Source organism: Salinimicrobium tongyeongense (assembly GCF_026109735.1).
GTDB classification, from domain to species: Bacteria; Bacteroidota; Bacteroidia; order Flavobacteriales; family Flavobacteriaceae; genus Salinimicrobium; species Salinimicrobium tongyeongense.
In genome coordinates, this window is sequence record NZ_CP069620.1 from 462,721 (window position 1) to 482,289 (window position 19,569).

A 19,569-nucleotide genomic window follows, 5' to 3' on the forward strand; every position below is an offset into this window, starting at 1 on the left:
TTTTGGGACAGCATTGAATATTTATAAGTTTAGTCCTTTAATAATCGGTATGGTTATTAAAGGACTAAACAATCTACAAACTGCCCACTAATCATTATTTTCTCTTCTTCTTAATATAATCTGCAGTTAGCCTGCTGCGGTTTCCTTTTTTGTAGTATTTGGTGAACCTCCAGTAAGAAACAGCACCTAAAATGGCCACTACCACTACAGAATAATACACAAAGCTTGGTGTAATCACTTTATCTCCGCTGGCATAAGAATGTAGGCCGGATAGGTAGAAATTTACCCCAAAATAGGTCATCATGATACTGGCAAATGAAACTACTGCCATAAAATTGAACAACCAGCGGCTTCTCATTCCCGGCACCAGGCGCATGTGAATCACAAACGCGTAGACCATAATACTTACCAAAGCCCAGGTCTCTTTTGGATCCCAGCCCCAGTAACGCCCCCAGCTTTCATTGGCCCACTGCCCTCCAAGGAAGTTCCCGATGGTCAACATCACCAAACCAATGGTAAGCGCCATTTCGGTAATAATCGTTATTTCTTTGATGGTAAGGTCCATCTTCTTTTTATTGTTTTTGGTGGTAAAGATCATGAGGACCAAAGCTACCGCCCCCAGGATCATCCCCAGGGTAAACGGCCCGTAACTACCTACAATAACCGAAACGTGAATCATTAACCAGTAAGAATCGAGTACCGGTTGCAAATTGGCAATAGAGGGATCCATCCAGTTCCAGTGTGCGATCATCAGGATCATGGAGGTCACAAAAGCCGTAGATGCAAGGGTAAGGTCGCTTTTTCTTCCAAAGAGCAATCCAAAGAGCATGGTTGCCCAGCCCACATAGATCATAGACTCGTAAGCGTCGCTCCAGGGAGCATGGCCCGAGACGTACCAACGCGCAATAAGGCCTGCTGTATGCAGCACAAAGAAAATAACTATGGCTGCTTTACTCAGCGTGATCAATAAGCGTATAGCTTTACTGTCTTTAAAGATCTGGAAGATCACAAAGATCAACATAAGCACCCCTGCAATCATGTACATTGAAAAGAGGTTCCTGAAAATGTCATATTTGTTGTATAAAATCTCTGTTTCCAGTTTCTTTTCTGAAGGGATTACTTCTCCTCCAAATTTTTTCTGAAAGCCTTTTATACTGTTCAGCAGTTCGTTGGCCTGAGTGTAATCTCCGGTCTTTTTTGCGGTTTGTAAAGCGCTGAAGTACATTGGAAGGATTTGCCTGGTATATACAGAATCCATTCCTTTAAACCCGGCCTCGGCAGCTTCTGGGAACGAAACCCACTTGTCGTTCTCGTGTCCCGGGATTGGAAAGATCCTAAGGATTTTTCCCTGCAGGGCATTGTAAAGCAAGTTCACCCGCCTGTCGGTTTCTATAAAGTCTTTTTCAAATTGATCGGGCACCGCGGCCATGTAGGCGCGCTCCAGGTAAGGAGAGAGCTTATAGTTTCCTTCCCTGTCAAAAAAGCTGGTTAGCGCGATAAATTTCTGATCTTCGGGCACACCTACAATATGCCTGATGCTGTCATTATCCTTTTTAACATTTATCACCGGTACATTGTACCACATGGTAGGATTTTCGGTAAGGGAGATCATCACCTGGTCCGCTGTCAATCCTTCATAATCATCACTTTTACTCAGTTTCCGAAGCAATTCAGAAGAATATGTGTTTACAGGCTTCATCCTTCCGCCGGCATCCTGCACTACGAGCCTTCCAAACTCTGCCGCATGCTCTTTGGTAACCACATTGGCCTTAATAATCGAGTCTATCCTGGCTTTAGGAATGGTAAGCGGATTTTCATGTTCATGTGCTTCTTCCTGCGCAAAACCTGCTGTTGTAGAGAACAGCACCAGTAAAATACCGGTAATACTGGCTTTTTTCTTCTTCACTTTTTCAAGCATTTGTTTAAGTTCCCCAAACCTCGAACCTTTGGCAAATAAAATCCACATAAGGCCTATGTATAGCAGCGTGTAACCAATATAAGTAATCCAGGTGCCCCAAAAATCGTGGTTTACCGAAAGAACGGTTCCTTTTTCATCGGGATCAAAAGAGGCCTGGAAGAACCTGTAGCCTTCGTAATCGAGTACGTGGTTCATAAAAATTTCGTAATCAAAAGATTGTTCTTCATCAATAACGGTCACCTTACTTTTAAAGGAAGAATAGCTTTTATCTGTTCCCGGATATTTTTCAGCAATAAAATCGTTCAGTTTTATAGAGAATGGCAGCTCGTATTCTTTGGAGCCATACCTCACGTAAAATTCGAGACCGCCCAGGTTGAGTTTTATAGGATCGGTGATCATACCTTTTCCACCCAGTAGTTTCACGGTCTCAGATGCTCCTGCGGTGCTCACCCTCACTACGGCAGCATCCTGCTGACCTTCGGTCTTTTCTTCGGTAGGAATGACGTCATACCTCCCTTTAATCACAGGATCGGGCAGGACAAACTGCATCCCGGCCATGTTGTAGAGAGAACGCAGCAAAAGCGTTTGTACAGAATCGGCTGCAACCTGGCCTTGAAGCTGATCGGCCATTCGCATGTAGGTGCCTTCAAAAGGAGAAGAGATGGTGTATTCGCCATCTTCATGGGTTATGTTAATCGCTCCTTCGGTAGGTTTGTTAAAGGCGAACAGCACATTGTGGATGTTGCTAACCTCCCCTTCCTTAATGTAGTGGTCGTGGCGGTTTCCACCTCCGGCTTCCACGATCTTGAGGTAATTTTCACCTTCGGGATCTTCTACCAGGCCTTCTTCGGCGCCGTGAATGTAATCTATGATCTCCAGTTTTACCGGCTGCCCGTTATAATCGGTGTTAAAAGTAAATTCATTGGAAGCTCCGGGTGCCAGCAGCACTTCATTCTCCACTACCCTTCGGCGCGGCTGCCCGTCAATTTCGCCGTCAATAAAGGTGGTCAAAAATGTCTTTTCTGAAAGGAAAGTATTTTCGGTAGCCCCTTCCCTAATGGGCATCATGCCTTCGTAGCTTATGTACCGGGTCACAAAAGCCCCCACCAGGATAAAAATAAAAGAAAGGTGAAGTAACAGGGAAGACCATTTCTCCTTTTTATGAAGGCGGTAACGGAAAATATTCCCCACAAAGTTTACCACAAACAGCGCCATTATCACTTCAAACCACAGGGCATTGTAAATCCAGACTTTGGCGGTTTCTGTACTGTACCAGTTTTCTATAAAAGTTCCCAGGCCCAGTGCCACGGCAAATACGATAAAAAGGAAGGCCATAAGGCGGGTGGAGAAGATGATAGAAGCTATTTTTTTCTGCATCGAAGACTTGCTTTAATAAATGCCGCAAAAGTAAGGAATTTATAGGGATTAAAAATTGCTAAAATGCCATATTTATACGGCTGCAGCAGCAGCCCCGGGAGTAAAAGAAATTTGGTATTTTAGCCGTATGATTGAGATGGTACTTTTGGGATCGGGCAATGTTGCCACACACCTCTTCAAGGCTTTTTCTGCTTCGGAAGGAATACGTGTAAAACAGGTTTATAATCACTCTGAAAAAAGCCTGGAGTTCTTCAGAAATAAATGCGCCGTAACCACTGAAATATCCCAGCTGGCAGCGGCCGACATTTACCTCATGGCACTAAAGGATGACGTAATTCCTGAAATGTCAGAAAAACTGAAGGATCTAGAAGCACTCGTAGCCCACACCTCGGGTTCGGTTGCTCTTGATGCCCTTAAAGCCTGCCCCCGCAGAGCTGTTTTTTATCCGCTTCAGACTTTCTCAAAAAACAACGCGGTGAATTATTCCGAGATCCCGTTTTGCCTGGAAGCTGCCAATCCAAAAGACCTGGAAACACTAAAAAAACTTGCGCAAAAAGTTTCGGGAAAGAGTTACGAGATCTCTTCGGAACAAAGAAAAAAACTGCATCTTTCGGCCGTGTTCATCTGTAATTTTGTAAACCACCTTTATGCGGTGGGCGAACAAATTTGTGAACAAAACCACATGCCTTTTGACATTTTAAAGCCCCTAATTGCCGAAACAGCCGGGAAAGTACAACATGCTTCTCCCGCCAAAGTGCAAACCGGCCCCGCCATCAGGAATGATCAATCTACCATACAAGCCCATCTGGAACTGCTGGAAGAGGGCGAAAACAAAAAAATATACGAACTATTAACTTCAGCAATTAAAACCTTCCATGGAAAAAAGCTATAAAGAATTCCTTGCCCAAATCACCACTTTTATTTTTGACGTAGACGGCGTGCTCACCGATGGTTCCATCCAGATTAGCACCAACGGCGAACTGCTGCGCACCATGAACATCAAAGATGGCTACGCGATGAAATATGCTCGCGAAAAAGACTACACCATCTGTATCATTTCCGGAGGAAAGAACGAGGGCGTCCGCTCCCGACTCAAAGGCCTTGGAATTACCGACATTTACCTGGGTTGCCCCGATAAGGTGGAGCAAATGGAAGAATTCTTTGATATTTATGATATAAAACCCCAGGAAGTACTCTATATGGGAGACGACCTGCCTGATTTATATGCCATGAAAAAAGTTGGCCTGCCCTGTTGCCCGCAAGATGCCGCACCCGAAATCAAAGAGGCTTCCCGCTATATCTCTCATAAAAAGGGCGGAAAAGGCTGCGTGCGCGACGTGATTGAGCAGGTTCTAAAAGTACAGGGAAAATGGAACGACCACCAATGAACTGGTTGCTCCTCATCATTGCCGGATTATTTGAAGTAGGTTTCGCCACCTGCCTTGGCAAAGCCAGGGAAGCCACCGGCAGCGCAGCTTTCTGGTGGATGGCGGGCTTCTTTCTATGCCTTAGCCTGAGCATGTCTTTGCTGTACAAGGCCACCCAAACCCTGCCCATTGGAACCGCCTATGCGGTATGGACGGGAATAGGCGCGTTTGGCACCGTCTTGATTGGCATCTTTGTATTCAAGGAACCTGTACATTTTTGGCGCCTGTTCTTCCTTTTCACCCTTATCGCCTCCATCATCGGGCTCAAATTTGTATCTGTTTAAAGCCATGCCATTTTTGCCATTTTTGAAGCTTGTAAGGCCATTTAACCTTTTAATGATCATCTTTACGCAGGTACTGGTGAAGTATTTTTTGTTTGAAGCCTTCGGAATTGATACGGTATTAAGCCACTGGAGCTTTGCTTTGCTCGTACTTTCCATGATATGCCTTGCAGCTGCCGGAAATATCATCAACGACCTTCACGACACAGCCACCGATATGATCAACAAGCCCCAAAAAGTGCTTATTGGCACCAAAATCCTTGAAAAAGCAGCCTGGAACTGGTTTATCATCCTGAATATTATTGGGGTGGGCATAGGTTTCTATCTGAGCAACCTGGTGGGAAAGCCTTCCTTTGTGGCACTTTTTATCATTCCTTCAGCCTTTCTTTACTTCTATGCCACCCAGATTAAAGATACCGTGCTGGTAGGGAATCTGGTGGTAAGCATCATGGTGGCTATGATCATTGTAATGGTGGGGATTTTTGACCTGGTGCCGGCAATTACTCCTGCAAACCTCACTACTCAAAAGGTGATGTTCTCAATCCTTGTCGATTACGCGATCTTTGCTTTTCTGGTGAACTTTCTTCGGGAAGTTGTAAAAGATCAGGAAGACATTACCGGCGATTATAATGCCGGTTACAACACACTGCCCGTATTACTGGGCAGGAGCAGGACCAACTTTGTCATTTTTATCTTAGCCCTGCTGCCTCTGGCCGGGTTGCTTTATTATTTATATGCTTACCTTTATGAAAGCCGGGCTGCCATGCTCTATGTTTTGCTTACGGTTGCCGCTCCCCTTCTCTACTTTATGGTGAAGATCGTGGCTGCCAAAAACAAGAAAGAGTTCCACCACCTAAGCCTGGTGCTTAAAATAGTGTTGGCTGCGGGGATTTTCTCCATCGGCCTTTATCGATATATTCTGATATAGTTATGTTACAGGAAAAATTAAAAGCCCATCATATTATCCTGGCTTCGGCTTCTCCGCGAAGGCAACAGTTCTTCAGGGAACTTGACCTTGATTTTGAAATAAGGCTGAAGCCGGTGGAAGAAGAATATCCTTCAGCATTAAAAGATGTAGAGATCACCAACTTCCTGGCCCAACTTAAAGCTGCAGCCTTTGAAGGAGAGTTGAATACCAACGACATTCTAATTACCAGTGACACCATAGTATGGCATGAAGGTAAGGCCCTGGAAAAACCTGTAGACCCGGCGCAGGCATTGGAGATGATTAAAGCACTGGGCGGAAAGACACATGAAGTAATTACTTCGGTATGTTTTAAAACCCCCGAAAAAACCCGTACTGTACATGCCATTACCAGAGTTACATTCAGTGAGCTCAAAGAAGAAGAAATTAAATATTACATAGAAAAATTCAGGCCCTTCGACAAAGCAGGGGCTTACGGAATCCAGGAGTGGATTGGGCTCATTGGCGTGGAACATATAGAAGGAAGTTACTTTAATGTAGTGGGCCTTCCCACACATCTGGTGTACCGCACGCTGCTCGAGATTGCCGAATAATTTTGAGCTACAGCCTGTAATCCTAATCCTAAAAGGTATCTTTGCATAAATTCATTTTTCAGGAATGCTAAATTTCTTCGTTCTCAACCGGAATCAGATAATTACAACCGCAGCCATCCTCCTGGTGCTCTGGATCCTGCAGTTTATCATGAAAAAGGCAGCCCACCGCGTGGGGCACCGCAGTGAAATTCACATTACCCGCACCAGGCTCATGTTCAAGTACATCAACATACTTGTCACTATTATCGCCATTTTCCTGCTCTCTCTTACCTGGGGCTATAATGCACAGGAAATCGCGCTTATTTTCTCATCGCTCTTCGCCATAATAGGGGTGGCCATGTTTGCCATCTGGTCAATATTGAGCAATATCACGGCGGGGATCATCCTCTTCTTCTCTTTCCCATACAAGATTGGTAGCCGCATTAAGATTCACGATAAAGACATGCCGGTAGAGGCCGTAATTGAAGACATCAAAGCTTTTCATCTGCATTTGCGCACGCTCGAAGGGGAATTGATCACCTACCCCAACAACCTCATCCTGCAAAAAGCAGTCTCCTTAATTGAAAAAGAATACCATGCCGATGAAGGGAAAGATGCTCTCTAACATGGTTTAGTGAGGAATCTTATTATATTTGAAGGCTTATCAAAAAGAATGTCCTATGCGGAAGCTTTTTTGCCTTGTCCTTCTTCTTACCACTGTGCTCGCCAGGGCCCAGGAGCCTGAAAAGTTAAACTCTTCGGAAATTTATTCTGAAATTGAAAAACTCAATTTCCTGGGATCGGTGTTGTATGTTGCGGCCCACCCCGATGATGAGAACACCCGTCTCATCTCCTACTTAAGCAATGAACTCAATGCGCGAACGGCTTACCTCTCACTTACCCGCGGTGACGGCGGCCAAAACCTTATTGGTCCGCAGCTAAGGGAATTACTTGGCGTGATACGCACCCAAGAACTGCTTGCAGCCCGAAAAATTGACGGCGGAGAGCAATTCTTCACCCGCGCGAATGATTTTGGGTACAGCAAAACCCCTGAAGAAACCCTGAATATCTGGAATGAGGAAGAAGTGCTCAAAGATGTTGTGCGCACCATAAGAACGTTTAAACCCGATGTGATCATCAACCGTTTTGACGCCAATTCGGCGGGAGAAACCCACGGCCATCACACCTCTTCCGCAATATTAAGCAGCCGCGCCTTTGATCTTTCCGGGAAGGCTACAGCTTATCCACAACTGGCACAGGAGCTGGGAACATGGCAGCCAAAAAAGCTATTTTTCAATACCTCTCCCTGGTTCTACGAATCTCAGGAAGCATTTGATGCGGCAGATAAATCACATTTTATAAGTTTCGACACCGGAGTATATTTCCCGCTAAAGGGCCTCTCCAATACCGAAATCGCTTCCCTTAGCCGCAGCCAGCACCAGTCGCAGGGATTTGGCAGCACCGGTACCCGTGGCACGGCTTCAGAATATATTGAACTCCTCAAGGGAGAACATCCTAAGAATAATCCAGATATTTTTCACGGCATCAACACCAGCTGGAGCCGCGTAAAAGGAGGAAAAGAGATAGGAAAGATACTGAACCTGGTACAGCAGAACTTCGATTTTAAAAATCCGGCGGCCAGTGTGCCCCAACTGGTCAAAGCTTATCAACTCATTCAAAACCTTGAAGACCAGCATTGGAAAAAGCTAAAATCGGAGCAGATAAAAGACGTTATTGCAGCTGCCATGGGCCTTTACCTGGAAGCGGTGGCCGCCTCGTCGCTTGCCACCCCGGGCGAAAAGGTGAACCTGGAGCTGGAAGCCATAAACCGAAGTGAAATCAATGCCGAGCTGCTTTCGGTAAAACTTTTTCCTGAAGAAGAGGAAATTCCCGTTAATCTTTCCCTGGCCAATAATCGTGCCTCGGTTCAGGAGATTGATTTTGTTATTCCTGAAAATATCAACTTCACCAGCCCTTACTGGCTCAATGAAGAAGGCAGTTTGGGAATGTACAGGGTACCCCAAAACGAACTCATTGGCCTTCCTGAAACCCCCAGGCAGCTGAAGGTTCAGTTTACTGTTGATGTGGCAGGGGTAAAAATCCCGTTTGAGAGGAACATTACCTATAAATTCAATGATCCCGTTACCGGGGAATCTTACAGGCCTTTTGAAGTGGTGCCAAAAGTTTCGGTCACCACAGGCACCAATGTGATGGTCTTTGCCAATGGGGCGCCGGGTAGTATTACGGTGACCGTAAAAGCCATGGCTAATGGCATTTCAGGAGAGTTAAGTCCGGGGGAAAAGCCCGGCTGGAAAATCTCTCCCGAAAAGCACATTTTTGACAGCCTGCAAAAGGGAGAAGAAGTAAGTTTCAGCTTTGAGGTGCACCCTCCAGAGATCCAGGATAAAGTCGCTTTCAAGCCTGTGGCCACGGTAAACGGGAAAACTTACACAAAATCAATAGTTCAGCTTGATTATCCGCATATCCCGTTACAAACCCTTGTCCTCCCAAATAAAACCAGCCTGGTAAAACTGGAGATCCAAAAAAGGGGAAATTTGGTGGGATATATTCAGGGGGCGGGAGACGTGGTACCTCAGGCCCTGGAGCAAATGGGCTACAAAGTAGAGCTCGTTGACCCAAAGGATATTTCAGAAAACAGCCTTACAAAATTTGACGCTGTGGTAGTGGGCATCCGCGCTTATAACACGGTGGATGAGCTGCGTTATAAACAACCGCTGCTTTTTGAATACGTGAGGCAGGGCGGAAATCTCATCCTGCAGTACAACACGAGCCGCGGACTCGTCACCGAACACCTGGCACCTTTTGAACTGCAGCTTTCGCGCGACAGGGTTACCAATGAAGCCGCCGAAGTGACATTTTTGGCACCTAACCACCCTGTCCTCAATTTTCCGAATAAAATAACTTCAAAAGATTTTGAGGGCTGGGTGCAGGAACGCGGACTCTATTTTCCCGATCAATGGGGAAAAGAATTTACGCCAATCCTTGCGATGAACGACAAAGATGAAGCGCCCACCAAAGGCAGTCTTTTAGTCTCACCATACGGGAAAGGCAATTTTATCTATACCGGCCTTAGCTTTTTCAGGGAATTCCCGGCAGGAGTCCCCGGGGCATTCCGGCTTTTTGCCAATATGGTCTCGCTGCCCGGGCATGAAACGGCAACTTCAGCATTAAAACAAAACAACCTGAACTAATGGCTGCCCCCGAAAAATATAAGTGGAAAAAGGCTTACACACTGGTGCTGCTCGCCAATGCGGCTTACATTTTTCTCTTCTACCTTTTAATGACAATCTTCACCTGATATGCAAAGTATAGACTGGATCATTTTAGCCGGCACTCTTGCATTCATCGTGATCTATGGAGTCTATAAAACCCGCGGCAGTAAAAATGTGCAGGACTACATTCGCGGAGGTAACGAAGCCAGGTGGTGGACGGTTGGCCTTTCGGTCATGGCTACCCAGGCCAGTGCCATTACCTTCCTTTCCACGCCCGGCCAGGCTTTTCACGACGGGATGGGCTTTGTGCAGTTCTATTTTGGCCTGCCCATCGCCATGATCATCATCTGTATGGTCTTCATCCCCATTTATTACCGGCTCGAAGTCTATACCGCCTACGAATACCTGGAATCGAGATTTGATCTTAAAACCCGCACCCTTACGGCCCTGCTCTTCCTTATACAGCGGGGGCTGGCAGCCGGGATCACCATTTTTGCCCCCGCCATCATACTTTCGGCGGTGCTGGGCTGGAACCTCACAACCCTCAATATTATCATTGGGATACTCGTTACAATCTACACGGTTTCGGGCGGCACAAAAGCTGTAAATGTTACCCAGAAACAGCAAATGGCGGTGATCTTCTTCGGAATGGTCGCAGCTTTGATCCTGATCATTCAATACCTGCCGGAAGAAATTAGTTTCACCGAAGCCCTTGAAATTGCCGGTGCCAGCGGAAAGCTTGACGTCATAGATTTTTCATTTGATTTTGACAACAGGTACACCTTTTGGAGCGGCATCATAGGCGGGACTTTTCTTGCACTCTCCTATTTTGGAACCGATCAAAGTCAGGTGCAGCGCTACCTTTCAGGGAGGTCTGTACAACAGAGTCAGTTGGGGCTCATCTTCAACGGCCTGTTAAAAGTCCCCATGCAGTTCTTTATTTTACTGGTTGGGGTGATGGTATTTGTTTTTTACCAGTTCCATTATTCGCCGCTAAATTTTAATCCGGCGGCTACAAATGCGGTGAATACTTCGGAATTTTCTTCGGAATACCATAAGCTTCAGGAGGAACTGAAACAAATTCAGGATCAGAAACAACAGAAATCTTTGAAGTATGCCAATGCCGGAAAATTTTCAGAAGTAAACAGGGAAAGCTTTAAAAATGACCTGGTACAACTTAATGCAGCCGAATTGCAGGTGCGGCAGGAAGCGACTGAACTGATCAAAGAAGCAGATGGGCTTGTGGAAACCAACGACAAAGATTACGTTTTCATCCACTTCATCCTCAATAACCTGCCGCGCGGTTTGATTGGCCTGCTGCTGGCAGTGATCCTTTCCGCAGCAATGTCTTCAACAGCTTCCGAACTGAATGCCCTGGCCTCTACCACCATGATCGACCTTTATAAGCGAAATGTGGGAGAAAAGACCCAGCGGCACTACGTGCGTATGTCAAAATTTTTTACACTATGCTGGGGCCTTATTGCCATCTCTGTGGCCAGTATTGCCAACCTTTTTGACAACCTCATCCAGCTGGTAAACATCATTGGATCTATCTTCTACGGAAATGTACTCGGAATATTTTTGCTGGCTTTCTTTGTAAAATACGTGAAAGGCACCGCTGTTTTTATCGCTGCCGTCATTACCCAGCTCATTATCATAAAACTTTATTTTCAGGATGTTATGCCCTATTTATGGCTCAACCTGGCCGGATGTTTTCTAGTAATCTCTTTGGCGGTGCTCCTGCAGGTTTTCCTTCCGGAGAAGCCAGAAAAAGCAACAAAACTATGACACGAAATATAAATTGGGGCATCATTGGCCCCGGTAGGATTGCAAAGAAATTCACCACCAGCCTCAGGGAAGTTGAAGATGCAAAACTTTATGCAGTAGCGAGCCGGGACCTGCAACGAGCAGAAGAATTTGCCCGGGAGAACGGTGCTACAAAAGCTTACGGTTCTTATGTAGAAATGCTGCGCGATGAAGAAATTGATGTGGTTTATGTAGCCACCCCGCACGCCTTTCACTACGAGCATACGCTGCTTTGCCTGCAGCACAAGAAGGCTGTATTATGCGAAAAACCTTTCGCCATGAACAGGCAACAGGTGGAAGATATGATTGCGGCCGCCAGAGAAAATAAAGTCTTTTTAATGGAAGCCATGTGGACGCCCTTTCTCCCGCACATAAAATATCTTTGCGAAATGCTGGATTCGGGAAGGTACGGCAAAGTGAAACATCTTAGTGCCGATTTTGGGTTTTATTCGCCTTTTGATAAAAACGGCCGACTCTTCAAAAAAAGCCTGGGCGGCGGCAGCTTACTCGACATTGGGATTTATCCGGTTTTTCTTGCCCTGCACACGCTTGGGTTACCAGAGAAAATAGAAGCCAAAGCACTATTGGGCAAAACTGAAGTAGATGAAGTCTGCGATGTTGTTTTTTCCTACGCCAGCGGGGCTAAAGCTGAACTCCACAGCAATATCACTGAAGACACTCCAACCACGGCCGAATTTGAACTTGAGAAAGCCAAAATAAAAATTGAAGCCAAATGGCATAATCCTTCAACAGTGGTGATCACAACGGCCGAAGGAACAACTTCAAAGACTTTTGATGTTGCTTCTTTTGGCTATGAATACGAGGCACGGCACGTGCAGGAAATGCTGAGAAAAGGCAAAACTGAGAGCGATGTGATGAGTTTTGACAAAAGCCGGGAACTCATTTCCTTACTTGACGCTATCAGGAAAGAAATTAAGCTGGAATACTAAAAAAAGAGGCTGAAAAAAGGCATTTTTGCCACCTGATTTTCTCAGCTTTTGTGGCAATTTAATTTCCTTTTCCAGCCTCTCATTTACAAATTTAAAACCTTTACATTGCTCCCCATTCTTTAAGGGAATCCTGGTTGAGCTTTACGTAATCTTTATTTCCGGCTTTTTCGGCGGCGGCCAAAGATTTTTTAGCGGTTGCAATGGCCTCTTTCTTTTTCCCCAGATCGGCTTCAATAAGGGCTTTTCTTCTCACTACCCAATAGGCATCTTCACCACCAATTTCTACCGCTTTTTTAATCCAATCATAAGCTTTATTAAGATCTTTCTTTTCATCGTGAAAATAGGTGGCAGCCGCAAAATAATCTCCGGCAGAAGGGCCGTTCATTACCCGTTCAATACTTGCCATGGCGCGTTCATCTGTAGGCACCTCAAATGGCAGGCTTGCAACAGTATTTTCCCAGATAAAGTTCAGTACTGCCGAATCATTCTGAAGTTCATCAATAAGGATGCTAAAGGTCTCCATCGTCATTGGCATTTCCTGGACCTTAGCGGTGGCCCGAAGAGCAACTTTGTCGTCCTGCCATTGCTGCGGCAAGCCCCAGTTATTAGTATCTTCGTAAAATAATACTTCCCACTCATTTTCCTTCGGAATGGTGTAAATGGCGTAAGTTCCTTCTTTAAGCTCTTTTCCGTCGATCACTACTCCGGTGTCAAAAGAAATTGTGGTGTTGTTGTTGGCACCTGTGCGCCATCTTTCCCCATAGGGTACAAGACCGCCAAAGATGGTCCTGCCGCGCATTCCCGGGCGGGAATATTCAACCGTCACATTGGTGAGGCCTACCTGCTGCCCAATCTTAGCCGAAGGGCTTGGCGGTGGCACCTGGATCTGGGCAGTAGCAAAGCTGCTGATGAGCCCAACGAATAGGATAAGAGTAATTCTTTTCATAAATATCTAAGGTGAGTTTATTCAAAGATAGCTGATAAATGGTATAAGATTGTCTTCCGGTTAATATCTTTCCTTCTCTAAAAATTTTCTGGCATTTATTTTAAACTCGTCTAATGAAGTAAATTGTTTATCACATGAATTGGTCAATCTGAGTTTATCTTTTCTTGGCAATGCTTCAAAGTTTTCGGTTACTACCCAACCATGGTATTTTATATCATTTAATAAATAAGCTTGATAACTCAAAGTAGCTAACCTTGCTTTAGCTACATCCTTTACACCGAATAAATAAACTGGTTTACCATTAGGGTGGAACGAATAATCTGCTTCTAGATCTTCCCTGTCTGGGATTGGTAAAACATCCTTTTTGGGGTGAAAATCATTTAAACTATCAAAAACAAAATCATCTAACATCTCAAAAAATAGATTTTCAATAACTTCTCTTTTGAAATAGCTCATACTCCCAATTTTCGCAAAAGCCTGAGTAATATGCATAATGTCTGAAAACAGAGATTCTGTTTTAGTTTCCAAGCAGATATTACCATCATGTTCAGACAGATTATTTTCGGAAAGAATTTTTAAAAGAATTGATTCTTTATTTTCAGTATCAATATCATAAGAATAGGCTAATCTCTGTAAGGTTAAGCCATAATCGCACAACTCAAAATTATCATTATCATTTTGCCTAATGAACAGATCAACCATATCACCATCTTCATGATAAATAGGTAAATATAATTGATAAATACCTGGTCTTTTCTTTTTAACAGAAAATTTACCGTTGAAATCTTTTTTTAAATTTTTAATTATAGCTTCCATCAACTTATATCATCTTCGACAAAAATAAAATCTATTTGGTTACTTGGAGGAGGAAAATATTTCAAAGCATCTTCTCTTATAATTTTAATTCTCCTCACAAAATATTGTACAGCCTCTTCAATAGTCTGATATGGCACATCTGTTTCGATCTTACCTTCAGGTCTCAAACCCGAATTTATTCTTTCCGCAGTAGCTAAATGAACATGTGGACCATCATGATGAGGTGCATTTTCATTTAATCCATGCGGTCCATTGACCCTTAAAAGAACAACTTTTCCTTTTTCATCCTTAGGATTATAAACTAATCCGATTGAAAAATTCTCTTGAAAAGTTTGATTCCTAGAGATAAACCCTATAAAAGAATACTGACCATCAAGTGACTCTAAAAGAAATTTTTTCTTTTCACTCCCCCGCATAGGTGGTGATTTTTTAGGAGAATCAGTAATTCTTTTATCACAAGAAATTAGTTCTAAAATAAGTTCATCTGAAAAGATCATACGTCACAAGTTAACGAAAAAAGACAGTGCTAAATATACTTTAAACTAACTTAAAACCAACAACTAACATTAACACGGTTGACCTATGAAAAATGGCATTTTTAAGCCTCTTTACTCTCGCCAAGGATCTTTCTGGCTTCTTCAAGATCTTCGGGAGTATCTATGCCCACTCCTTTTACTTCAGTCTCAACCATTTTGATGTTCTTGCTGTACTCCAGGTACCTGATGCATTCAATTTTCTCGGTAGCCTCAAGCTTCAGCATTGGAAGGCGGTAAAAATCCATTAAAGCCTGTTTCCGGAAGGCATAGATCCCAATGTGTTTGAACCAGGTAACGCCGGTATTTTCATCTCTGGGGTACGGGATGGGCGAACGGGAAAAATACAGTGCAAAATCGTTCTTATTGGTGATCACCTTGACATTATTGGGGTTTAAAATGTCTTTTTTGTCGGCCAGAGGGGCTTTTAGAGAGGCCAGGTCTATGAGATCGGCATCTTTTCCACGGAAAACATCGAGCAGCAGCCTAAGGCTTTTGGTGTCTATCATGGGTTCATCCCCCTGCACGTTCACCACCACATCTACCGGCATATCTTCTACGGCTTCGGCGATACGGTCACTGCCACATTCGTGCTCCTTTTTGCTCATAATGGCGTTGCCGCCGTTGGAACTAATTTCTTCAAAGATCACGTCGCTATCGGTCACCACGTAAACCTCCTCAAAAAGGCCGGTTTTCTTTGCGGCTTCATAAGTGCGTAAAATGACGGTTTTTCCGTGCAGGTCCTGCATCAGTTTTCCCGGAAACCGGCTGGCAGCATACCGGGCCGGGATCATGGCTATTATACGAAGAGGTTGTTGCGTAGACATAATTTGTGTTTTCTGTTATACTTCCGAAGAAATTTGGGGTTAAAATTTAATTAGCCGCGGCAAAAAAATCATCTTTAAACCCTATAAGGTAGACCTTCTCCTGTGCCCTGGTAACCGCAGTGTACAACCAGCGCAGGTAATCTTTATCTACGCCGTTTGGCAGGTAGGGCTGCTCTACAAAAACGGTATTCCACTGCCCCCCCTGGGATTTATGACAGGTCATGGCATAAGAAAATTTGATTTGCAGAGCATTGAAGTACCTGTTGTTCTTCACTTTTAGAAACTTCTTGTACTTGGTGCGTTCTTCCTCATAATCTTTCATCACCTCCTGGTAGAGTTGATTTGACTCATCATAAGTGAGCGACGGATGGTTACTTTCAAGGGTATCCAGCAGCACCACGGTTTCTATGGGCTGCATGTTGGGATAATCTACCATTTGCGCCTTGATCTCTGCAAACCTGAAGCCATATAATTCTTTTATCGCAAAGATCTCCAGCACTTTTATAATATCACCATTGGCTATAAAACCGGCTTCGCTGCTGGGCTTTACCCAAAAATAGTTGTTCTTGACCACCATTAAATAATCTCCCGCCGAGATCTCTTCTTCCTGAAACAAAATACGGTTTCTTATTTGCTGGTTGTACAAATTTGCCCGCTTGTTGGATCGCACAATAATGGTGGTATCTTCATGCCCCAGGTTGCGGTAGGAATCTTCAATGGCCTCCATGATCTCGTACCCATCCATAAGCCTCACCACGTCTTTCTTGTGGCTAAGTTCAAACCTGAAGCTCTCATAGAATTCCTCCCGCAGTGCCTCCCTGATAAGGGTTGCGTTGTGTAAAATGTCACTTTCTTCACTCTGCCTCACCACCTCATCGAGCTCTATGTGCGTCACGTCTTTTAAATAGGTATTCTGAAGTTTTTGCTCCTCAAGAGCCGGGCTCACCTCCAGCTTTACCGGTGGTAACTGGGCGGTATCGCCAATAAAGATCAACTTACAGTTGTGGCCCGAGTACACATACTGAAGCAGGTCGTCTAAAAGAGACCCATTCTCAAACATCTGGGCATCGTTATTGACATCGGGGATCATTGAAGCTTCATCTACAATGAAGATACTGTTGCGGTGTTTGTTGGGCTGCAGCACGAAACTTACCCCGGCGCCCGATTTTTTCTTCGGAAAATAGATCTTCTTGTGAATGGTAAAAGCCTCGCGGCCCGAATAATTGGCAATTACTTTGGCTGCCCGGCCGGTTGGCGCCAAAAGAATACCGCTTTTTTTGACCTGCCACAGGTTTTTTACTAAAGAACTTATAATGGTGGTCTTCCCTGTACCGGCAAAACCTTTAAGAAGAAATAAAGATTCTTTACCGCCATCTATCACAAAAGTTGCCAGCTGCTGCAAGGCAAGGTCCTGTTTTACTTTAGCTTCAAATTTGAGGTCTTTTAATAGGAGTTTGTAGAATGTGGCAGCGTTTATTTTTTCCATGGTCATTTTCCGTCGAAGCCCAAAGATAACAAGGTTTTTTTCGGAAGAATCTTTTGTGAATAAAAAAAAATTGTAGATTTGCGTGGATACTAAAATAAATCTTAAACTGCACCCGCATGAAACTTGTCATTCAGTTAGTTCTTTGGATTGTGATCATATTCCTGGGATACCTGGTTTTTAATTCTATTTATGAGCCTATACAATTTAATAAGGTTAAGGAGGCAAGATATGCCAAAGTAATAGAAAACCTTAAAGATATTAGAGACGCCGAACTTGCCCACCGTACGGTAACCGGAAAATTTGAAGGAGACTGGGATAATTTGGTTAAATTTATTGACACTGCACAGTTTACCCTAACCCAAAGAAGGGACACTACTGTGATGGATGAAGAATACAGAAAAACATACGGGGTTGACCGCAGGGTTGAGATTGTTGTAATTGATACCCTTGGATACAAATCTGTTAAAGATTCTCTTTTCAAAGGTTCTAACCGTTACAAAACAATGATGAATGTTCCTGTCAAAGGAGTAGATGCTAAGTTTCAGCTTGATGCAGGTACTCTTGATAAGAGTGGTAATAAGATCCCGGTTTTTGAGGCAAAAGTTGCTAAAGAAGTAATACTGCACGATCAAAACAAAGATCTTATTAACCAGGAAGAAGAAGTTGTCTCTGTAGACAATGTAAATGGTCCGTTCATTAGTGTTGGTTCTATGGAAGAAATTAAAACCAGCGGTAACTGGCCTTTAAAATATGGTGACGCAGAGTAGGCAATTAAACTACGAAAATATAAAGTTGTCCATTCAGGTTAGCCTGAGTGGACTTTCTTTTTGTGCCCTGTCTAAAGAAGAAAAAAGGATCGTCTTTTTTAAAGACATCCTCTTTTCCCGGAAACTCAATCCGGCGCAGGTGCTGCAGCAAATAGAAAAACAATACGAGCAGGAGCCATTTTTGAAGGGTGGGAAACCCGAGGTGATTGTTTTGTTCTCAAACGAATTATACAGCCTGGTGCCACAGGAATTCTTTGAGGAAGAAAATGCTTCGGAATACCTCAAGTACAACACCAAGATCCTGGAGACCGATTATGTGGCGCAAGACGATATCCCTTCCGCAGCAATCGTTAACGTATACATTCCGTACACCAATATCAACAACTTCTTTTTTGAAAAATACGGGGAGTTTGAGTACAGGCACAGCATAAGTGTACTGGCAGAAGAATTCCAGATCCAGAACCGTTTCCAAACAGAAGGTACGCGGGTTTACCTCAACTGCTTTCCCGGCGGTTACGACCTCCTGGTGTACCAGCAGGGAAAGTTGATACTGGCAAACAGCTTTAACTGCAACAGCAGGGAAGATTTTATTTACTATTTGCTCTTTTGTGCAGAACAGCTCGACCTTGATCCTTCGAGCTTTGAATTGATACTCCTGGGCAGGATCAAAGAGCATTCAGATTATTACGATATTGCATATACTTATGTGAAGGAAATAAAATTCCTTCAAAGCTCTTTTGGCTACATTTTCAACGGCAGGGAAGAACCTCCAAAAGGTTATATGCATTACACCCTTTTTAAAGCAGTAGGATGAGAATAGTTTCAGGAATACACAAAGGAAAAAAGATCATAGCCCCAAAAAAACTTCCGGTAAGACCCACTACAGATTTTGCCAAGGAAGCGCTTTTCAATATCCTGAACAACCAGTACCATTTTTCAGCTTTAAAGGTTATCGATCTTTTTAGCGGAACGGGCAATATCACATACGAATTTGGATCGCGGGGCGCAGTAGAGATCATTGCGGTTGACGCCCATTTTGAATGCGTGAAGTTCATCAACAAAAAGTCTGATGAACTTGAGCTTCCGGTTAGAACTGTAAAGAGCGATGTCTTTAAGTTTTTAAAGGCCACCGGCGAAACCGCCAACATTATTTTTGCCGATCCGCCCTACGATTTTGATGTTGATGCCCTGCAACAAATTGTAAACACCACCTTTTCCAGAAACCTTCTCGAAGAAGGCGGTTCCCTAATTATTGAGCACAGCAAGAGAATAGACCTCTCCCAAACAGAACATTTCCAGGAAGTAAGGAAGTACGGCAATTCGGTTTTTAGTTTTTTTTCTTAATTTAGAAAATGGCTTTACCCCTTAAGATTTTGGAACTGGAATTTACGGTGCTCGAATTCTACTCAGAATACGTTTTGTCTAAACCTCTGGAAGGAAAAGTACTGGAGAAAAAGGAAGTAAATTTGCTTCTAAAAACCTGCCAGGATTTTTACCAAACCAGGCCCTTCATTTATTTGTCACACAGAATCAATGATTACAATGTAGATCCTACCATCTACATCAACCTTAAAGCAGCCAATTTTTTGGGGATAGGCGTCATTTGCAATAAACCCTCCTATCTCAATACTGCGCATTTTGAAAAGAAATTTTCTAAAATTCCGTATGAGATATTTACTGAATTAAAGCCCGCCAAAAGATGGGC

General features: G+C 43.9%; 18 protein-coding genes. 12 read left to right on the forward strand and 6 right to left on the reverse strand.

What is annotated here, in order from left to right; genetic code table 11:
* Positions 1-94: 94 nt before the first annotated feature.
* Positions 95-3,295 (reverse strand): cytochrome c biogenesis protein, encoded by a 3,201-nt coding sequence (locus JRG66_RS02030; protein ID WP_265164082.1) that lies wholly within the window; start codon positions 3,293-3,295, stop codon positions 95-97.
* Positions 3,296-3,350: 55 nt separating this feature from the next.
* Between JRG66_RS02030 and JRG66_RS02035 the strand changes: the two genes are divergently transcribed.
* From JRG66_RS02035 to JRG66_RS02075, 9 genes are all read left to right on the forward strand, one after another.
* The gene (locus tag JRG66_RS02035; protein ID WP_307726302.1) at positions 3,351-4,187 is read left to right on the forward strand and encodes a Rossmann-like and DUF2520 domain-containing protein; all 837 of its coding nucleotides are present in this window, start codon (positions 3,351-3,353) and stop codon (positions 4,185-4,187) included.
* Positions 4,171-4,683, forward strand: coding sequence for a KdsC family phosphatase (locus JRG66_RS02040; protein ID WP_265164083.1), 513 nt, complete (start codon positions 4,171-4,173; stop codon positions 4,681-4,683). Before JRG66_RS02035 ends, JRG66_RS02040 begins: the two co-directional genes overlap by 17 nt.
* Complete coding sequence (locus JRG66_RS02045) at positions 4,680-5,006, forward strand: DMT family transporter (protein WP_265165391.1); 327 nt, start codon at positions 4,680-4,682, stop codon at positions 5,004-5,006. The genes JRG66_RS02040 and JRG66_RS02045 overlap by 4 nt, the downstream gene beginning before the upstream one ends.
* 4 nt (positions 5,007-5,010) lie before the next feature.
* The gene (locus JRG66_RS02050; RefSeq protein WP_371875340.1) at positions 5,011-5,931 is read left to right on the forward strand and encodes a geranylgeranylglycerol-phosphate geranylgeranyltransferase; all 921 of its coding nucleotides are present in this window, start codon (positions 5,011-5,013) and stop codon (positions 5,929-5,931) included.
* 2 nt (positions 5,932-5,933) lie between these two features.
* Positions 5,934-6,521, forward strand: coding sequence for a Maf-like protein (locus JRG66_RS02055; protein WP_265164085.1), 588 nt, complete (start codon positions 5,934-5,936; stop codon positions 6,519-6,521).
* Between the two features lie 64 nt (positions 6,522-6,585).
* Complete coding sequence (locus JRG66_RS02060) at positions 6,586-7,125, forward strand: mechanosensitive ion channel domain-containing protein (protein WP_265164086.1); 540 nt, start codon at positions 6,586-6,588, stop codon at positions 7,123-7,125.
* Positions 7,126-7,180: 55 nt separating this feature from the next.
* Positions 7,181-9,712 (forward strand): PIG-L family deacetylase, encoded by a 2,532-nt coding sequence (locus JRG66_RS02065; protein ID WP_265164087.1) that lies wholly within the window; start codon positions 7,181-7,183, stop codon positions 9,710-9,712.
* Between the two features lie 108 nt (positions 9,713-9,820).
* The gene (locus JRG66_RS02070; protein ID WP_265164088.1) at positions 9,821-11,521 is read left to right on the forward strand and encodes a sodium:solute symporter family protein; all 1,701 of its coding nucleotides are present in this window, start codon (positions 9,821-9,823) and stop codon (positions 11,519-11,521) included.
* Complete coding sequence (locus JRG66_RS02075; protein WP_265164089.1) at positions 11,518-12,489, forward strand: Gfo/Idh/MocA family protein; 972 nt, start codon at positions 11,518-11,520, stop codon at positions 12,487-12,489. The genes JRG66_RS02070 and JRG66_RS02075 overlap by 4 nt, the downstream gene beginning before the upstream one ends.
* A 100-nt stretch (positions 12,490-12,589) precedes the next feature.
* Here JRG66_RS02075 and JRG66_RS02080 read toward each other — a convergent pair whose 3' ends face one another.
* From JRG66_RS02080 to JRG66_RS02100, 5 genes are all read right to left on the reverse strand, one after another.
* Positions 12,590-13,435, reverse strand: a complete 846-nt coding sequence (locus JRG66_RS02080) for a DUF2911 domain-containing protein (protein ID WP_265164090.1) — start codon at positions 13,433-13,435, stop codon at positions 12,590-12,592.
* Positions 13,436-13,495: 60 nt separating this feature from the next.
* Positions 13,496-14,251 (reverse strand): DUF1828 domain-containing protein, encoded by a 756-nt coding sequence (locus tag JRG66_RS02085; RefSeq protein ID WP_265164091.1) that lies wholly within the window; start codon positions 14,249-14,251, stop codon positions 13,496-13,498.
* A complete protein-coding gene (locus tag JRG66_RS02090; RefSeq protein WP_265164092.1) occupies positions 14,251-14,748 on the reverse strand; it encodes a hypothetical protein in 498 nt (165 codons plus the stop codon). Before JRG66_RS02090 ends, JRG66_RS02085 begins: the two co-directional genes overlap by 1 nt.
* 101 nt (positions 14,749-14,849) lie before the next feature.
* Positions 14,850-15,611, reverse strand: a complete 762-nt coding sequence (gene kdsB / locus JRG66_RS02095; RefSeq protein WP_265164093.1) for a 3-deoxy-manno-octulosonate cytidylyltransferase — start codon at positions 15,609-15,611, stop codon at positions 14,850-14,852.
* Between the two features lie 46 nt (positions 15,612-15,657).
* Complete coding sequence (locus JRG66_RS02100) at positions 15,658-17,097, reverse strand: ATP-dependent DNA helicase (protein WP_265164094.1); 1,440 nt, start codon at positions 17,095-17,097, stop codon at positions 15,658-15,660.
* 116 nt (positions 17,098-17,213) lie between these two features.
* Here JRG66_RS02100 and JRG66_RS02105 point away from each other — a divergent pair, with 116 nt between their 5' ends.
* The 3 genes from JRG66_RS02105 to JRG66_RS02115 are packed head-to-tail and all read left to right on the forward strand — an operon-like array spanning position 17,214 to position 19,208.
* On the forward strand, positions 17,214-17,864 hold the full coding sequence (locus JRG66_RS02105) for a hypothetical protein (protein WP_265164095.1): 651 nt from the start codon (positions 17,214-17,216) through the stop codon (positions 17,862-17,864).
* Positions 17,848-18,678 (forward strand): DUF3822 family protein, encoded by an 831-nt coding sequence (locus JRG66_RS02110; RefSeq protein WP_265164096.1) that lies wholly within the window; start codon positions 17,848-17,850, stop codon positions 18,676-18,678. Before JRG66_RS02105 ends, JRG66_RS02110 begins: the two co-directional genes overlap by 17 nt.
* On the forward strand, positions 18,675-19,208 hold the full coding sequence (locus JRG66_RS02115; protein ID WP_265164097.1) for an RsmD family RNA methyltransferase: 534 nt from the start codon (positions 18,675-18,677) through the stop codon (positions 19,206-19,208). Before JRG66_RS02110 ends, JRG66_RS02115 begins: the two co-directional genes overlap by 4 nt.
* Positions 19,209-19,569 lie beyond the last annotated feature (361 nt).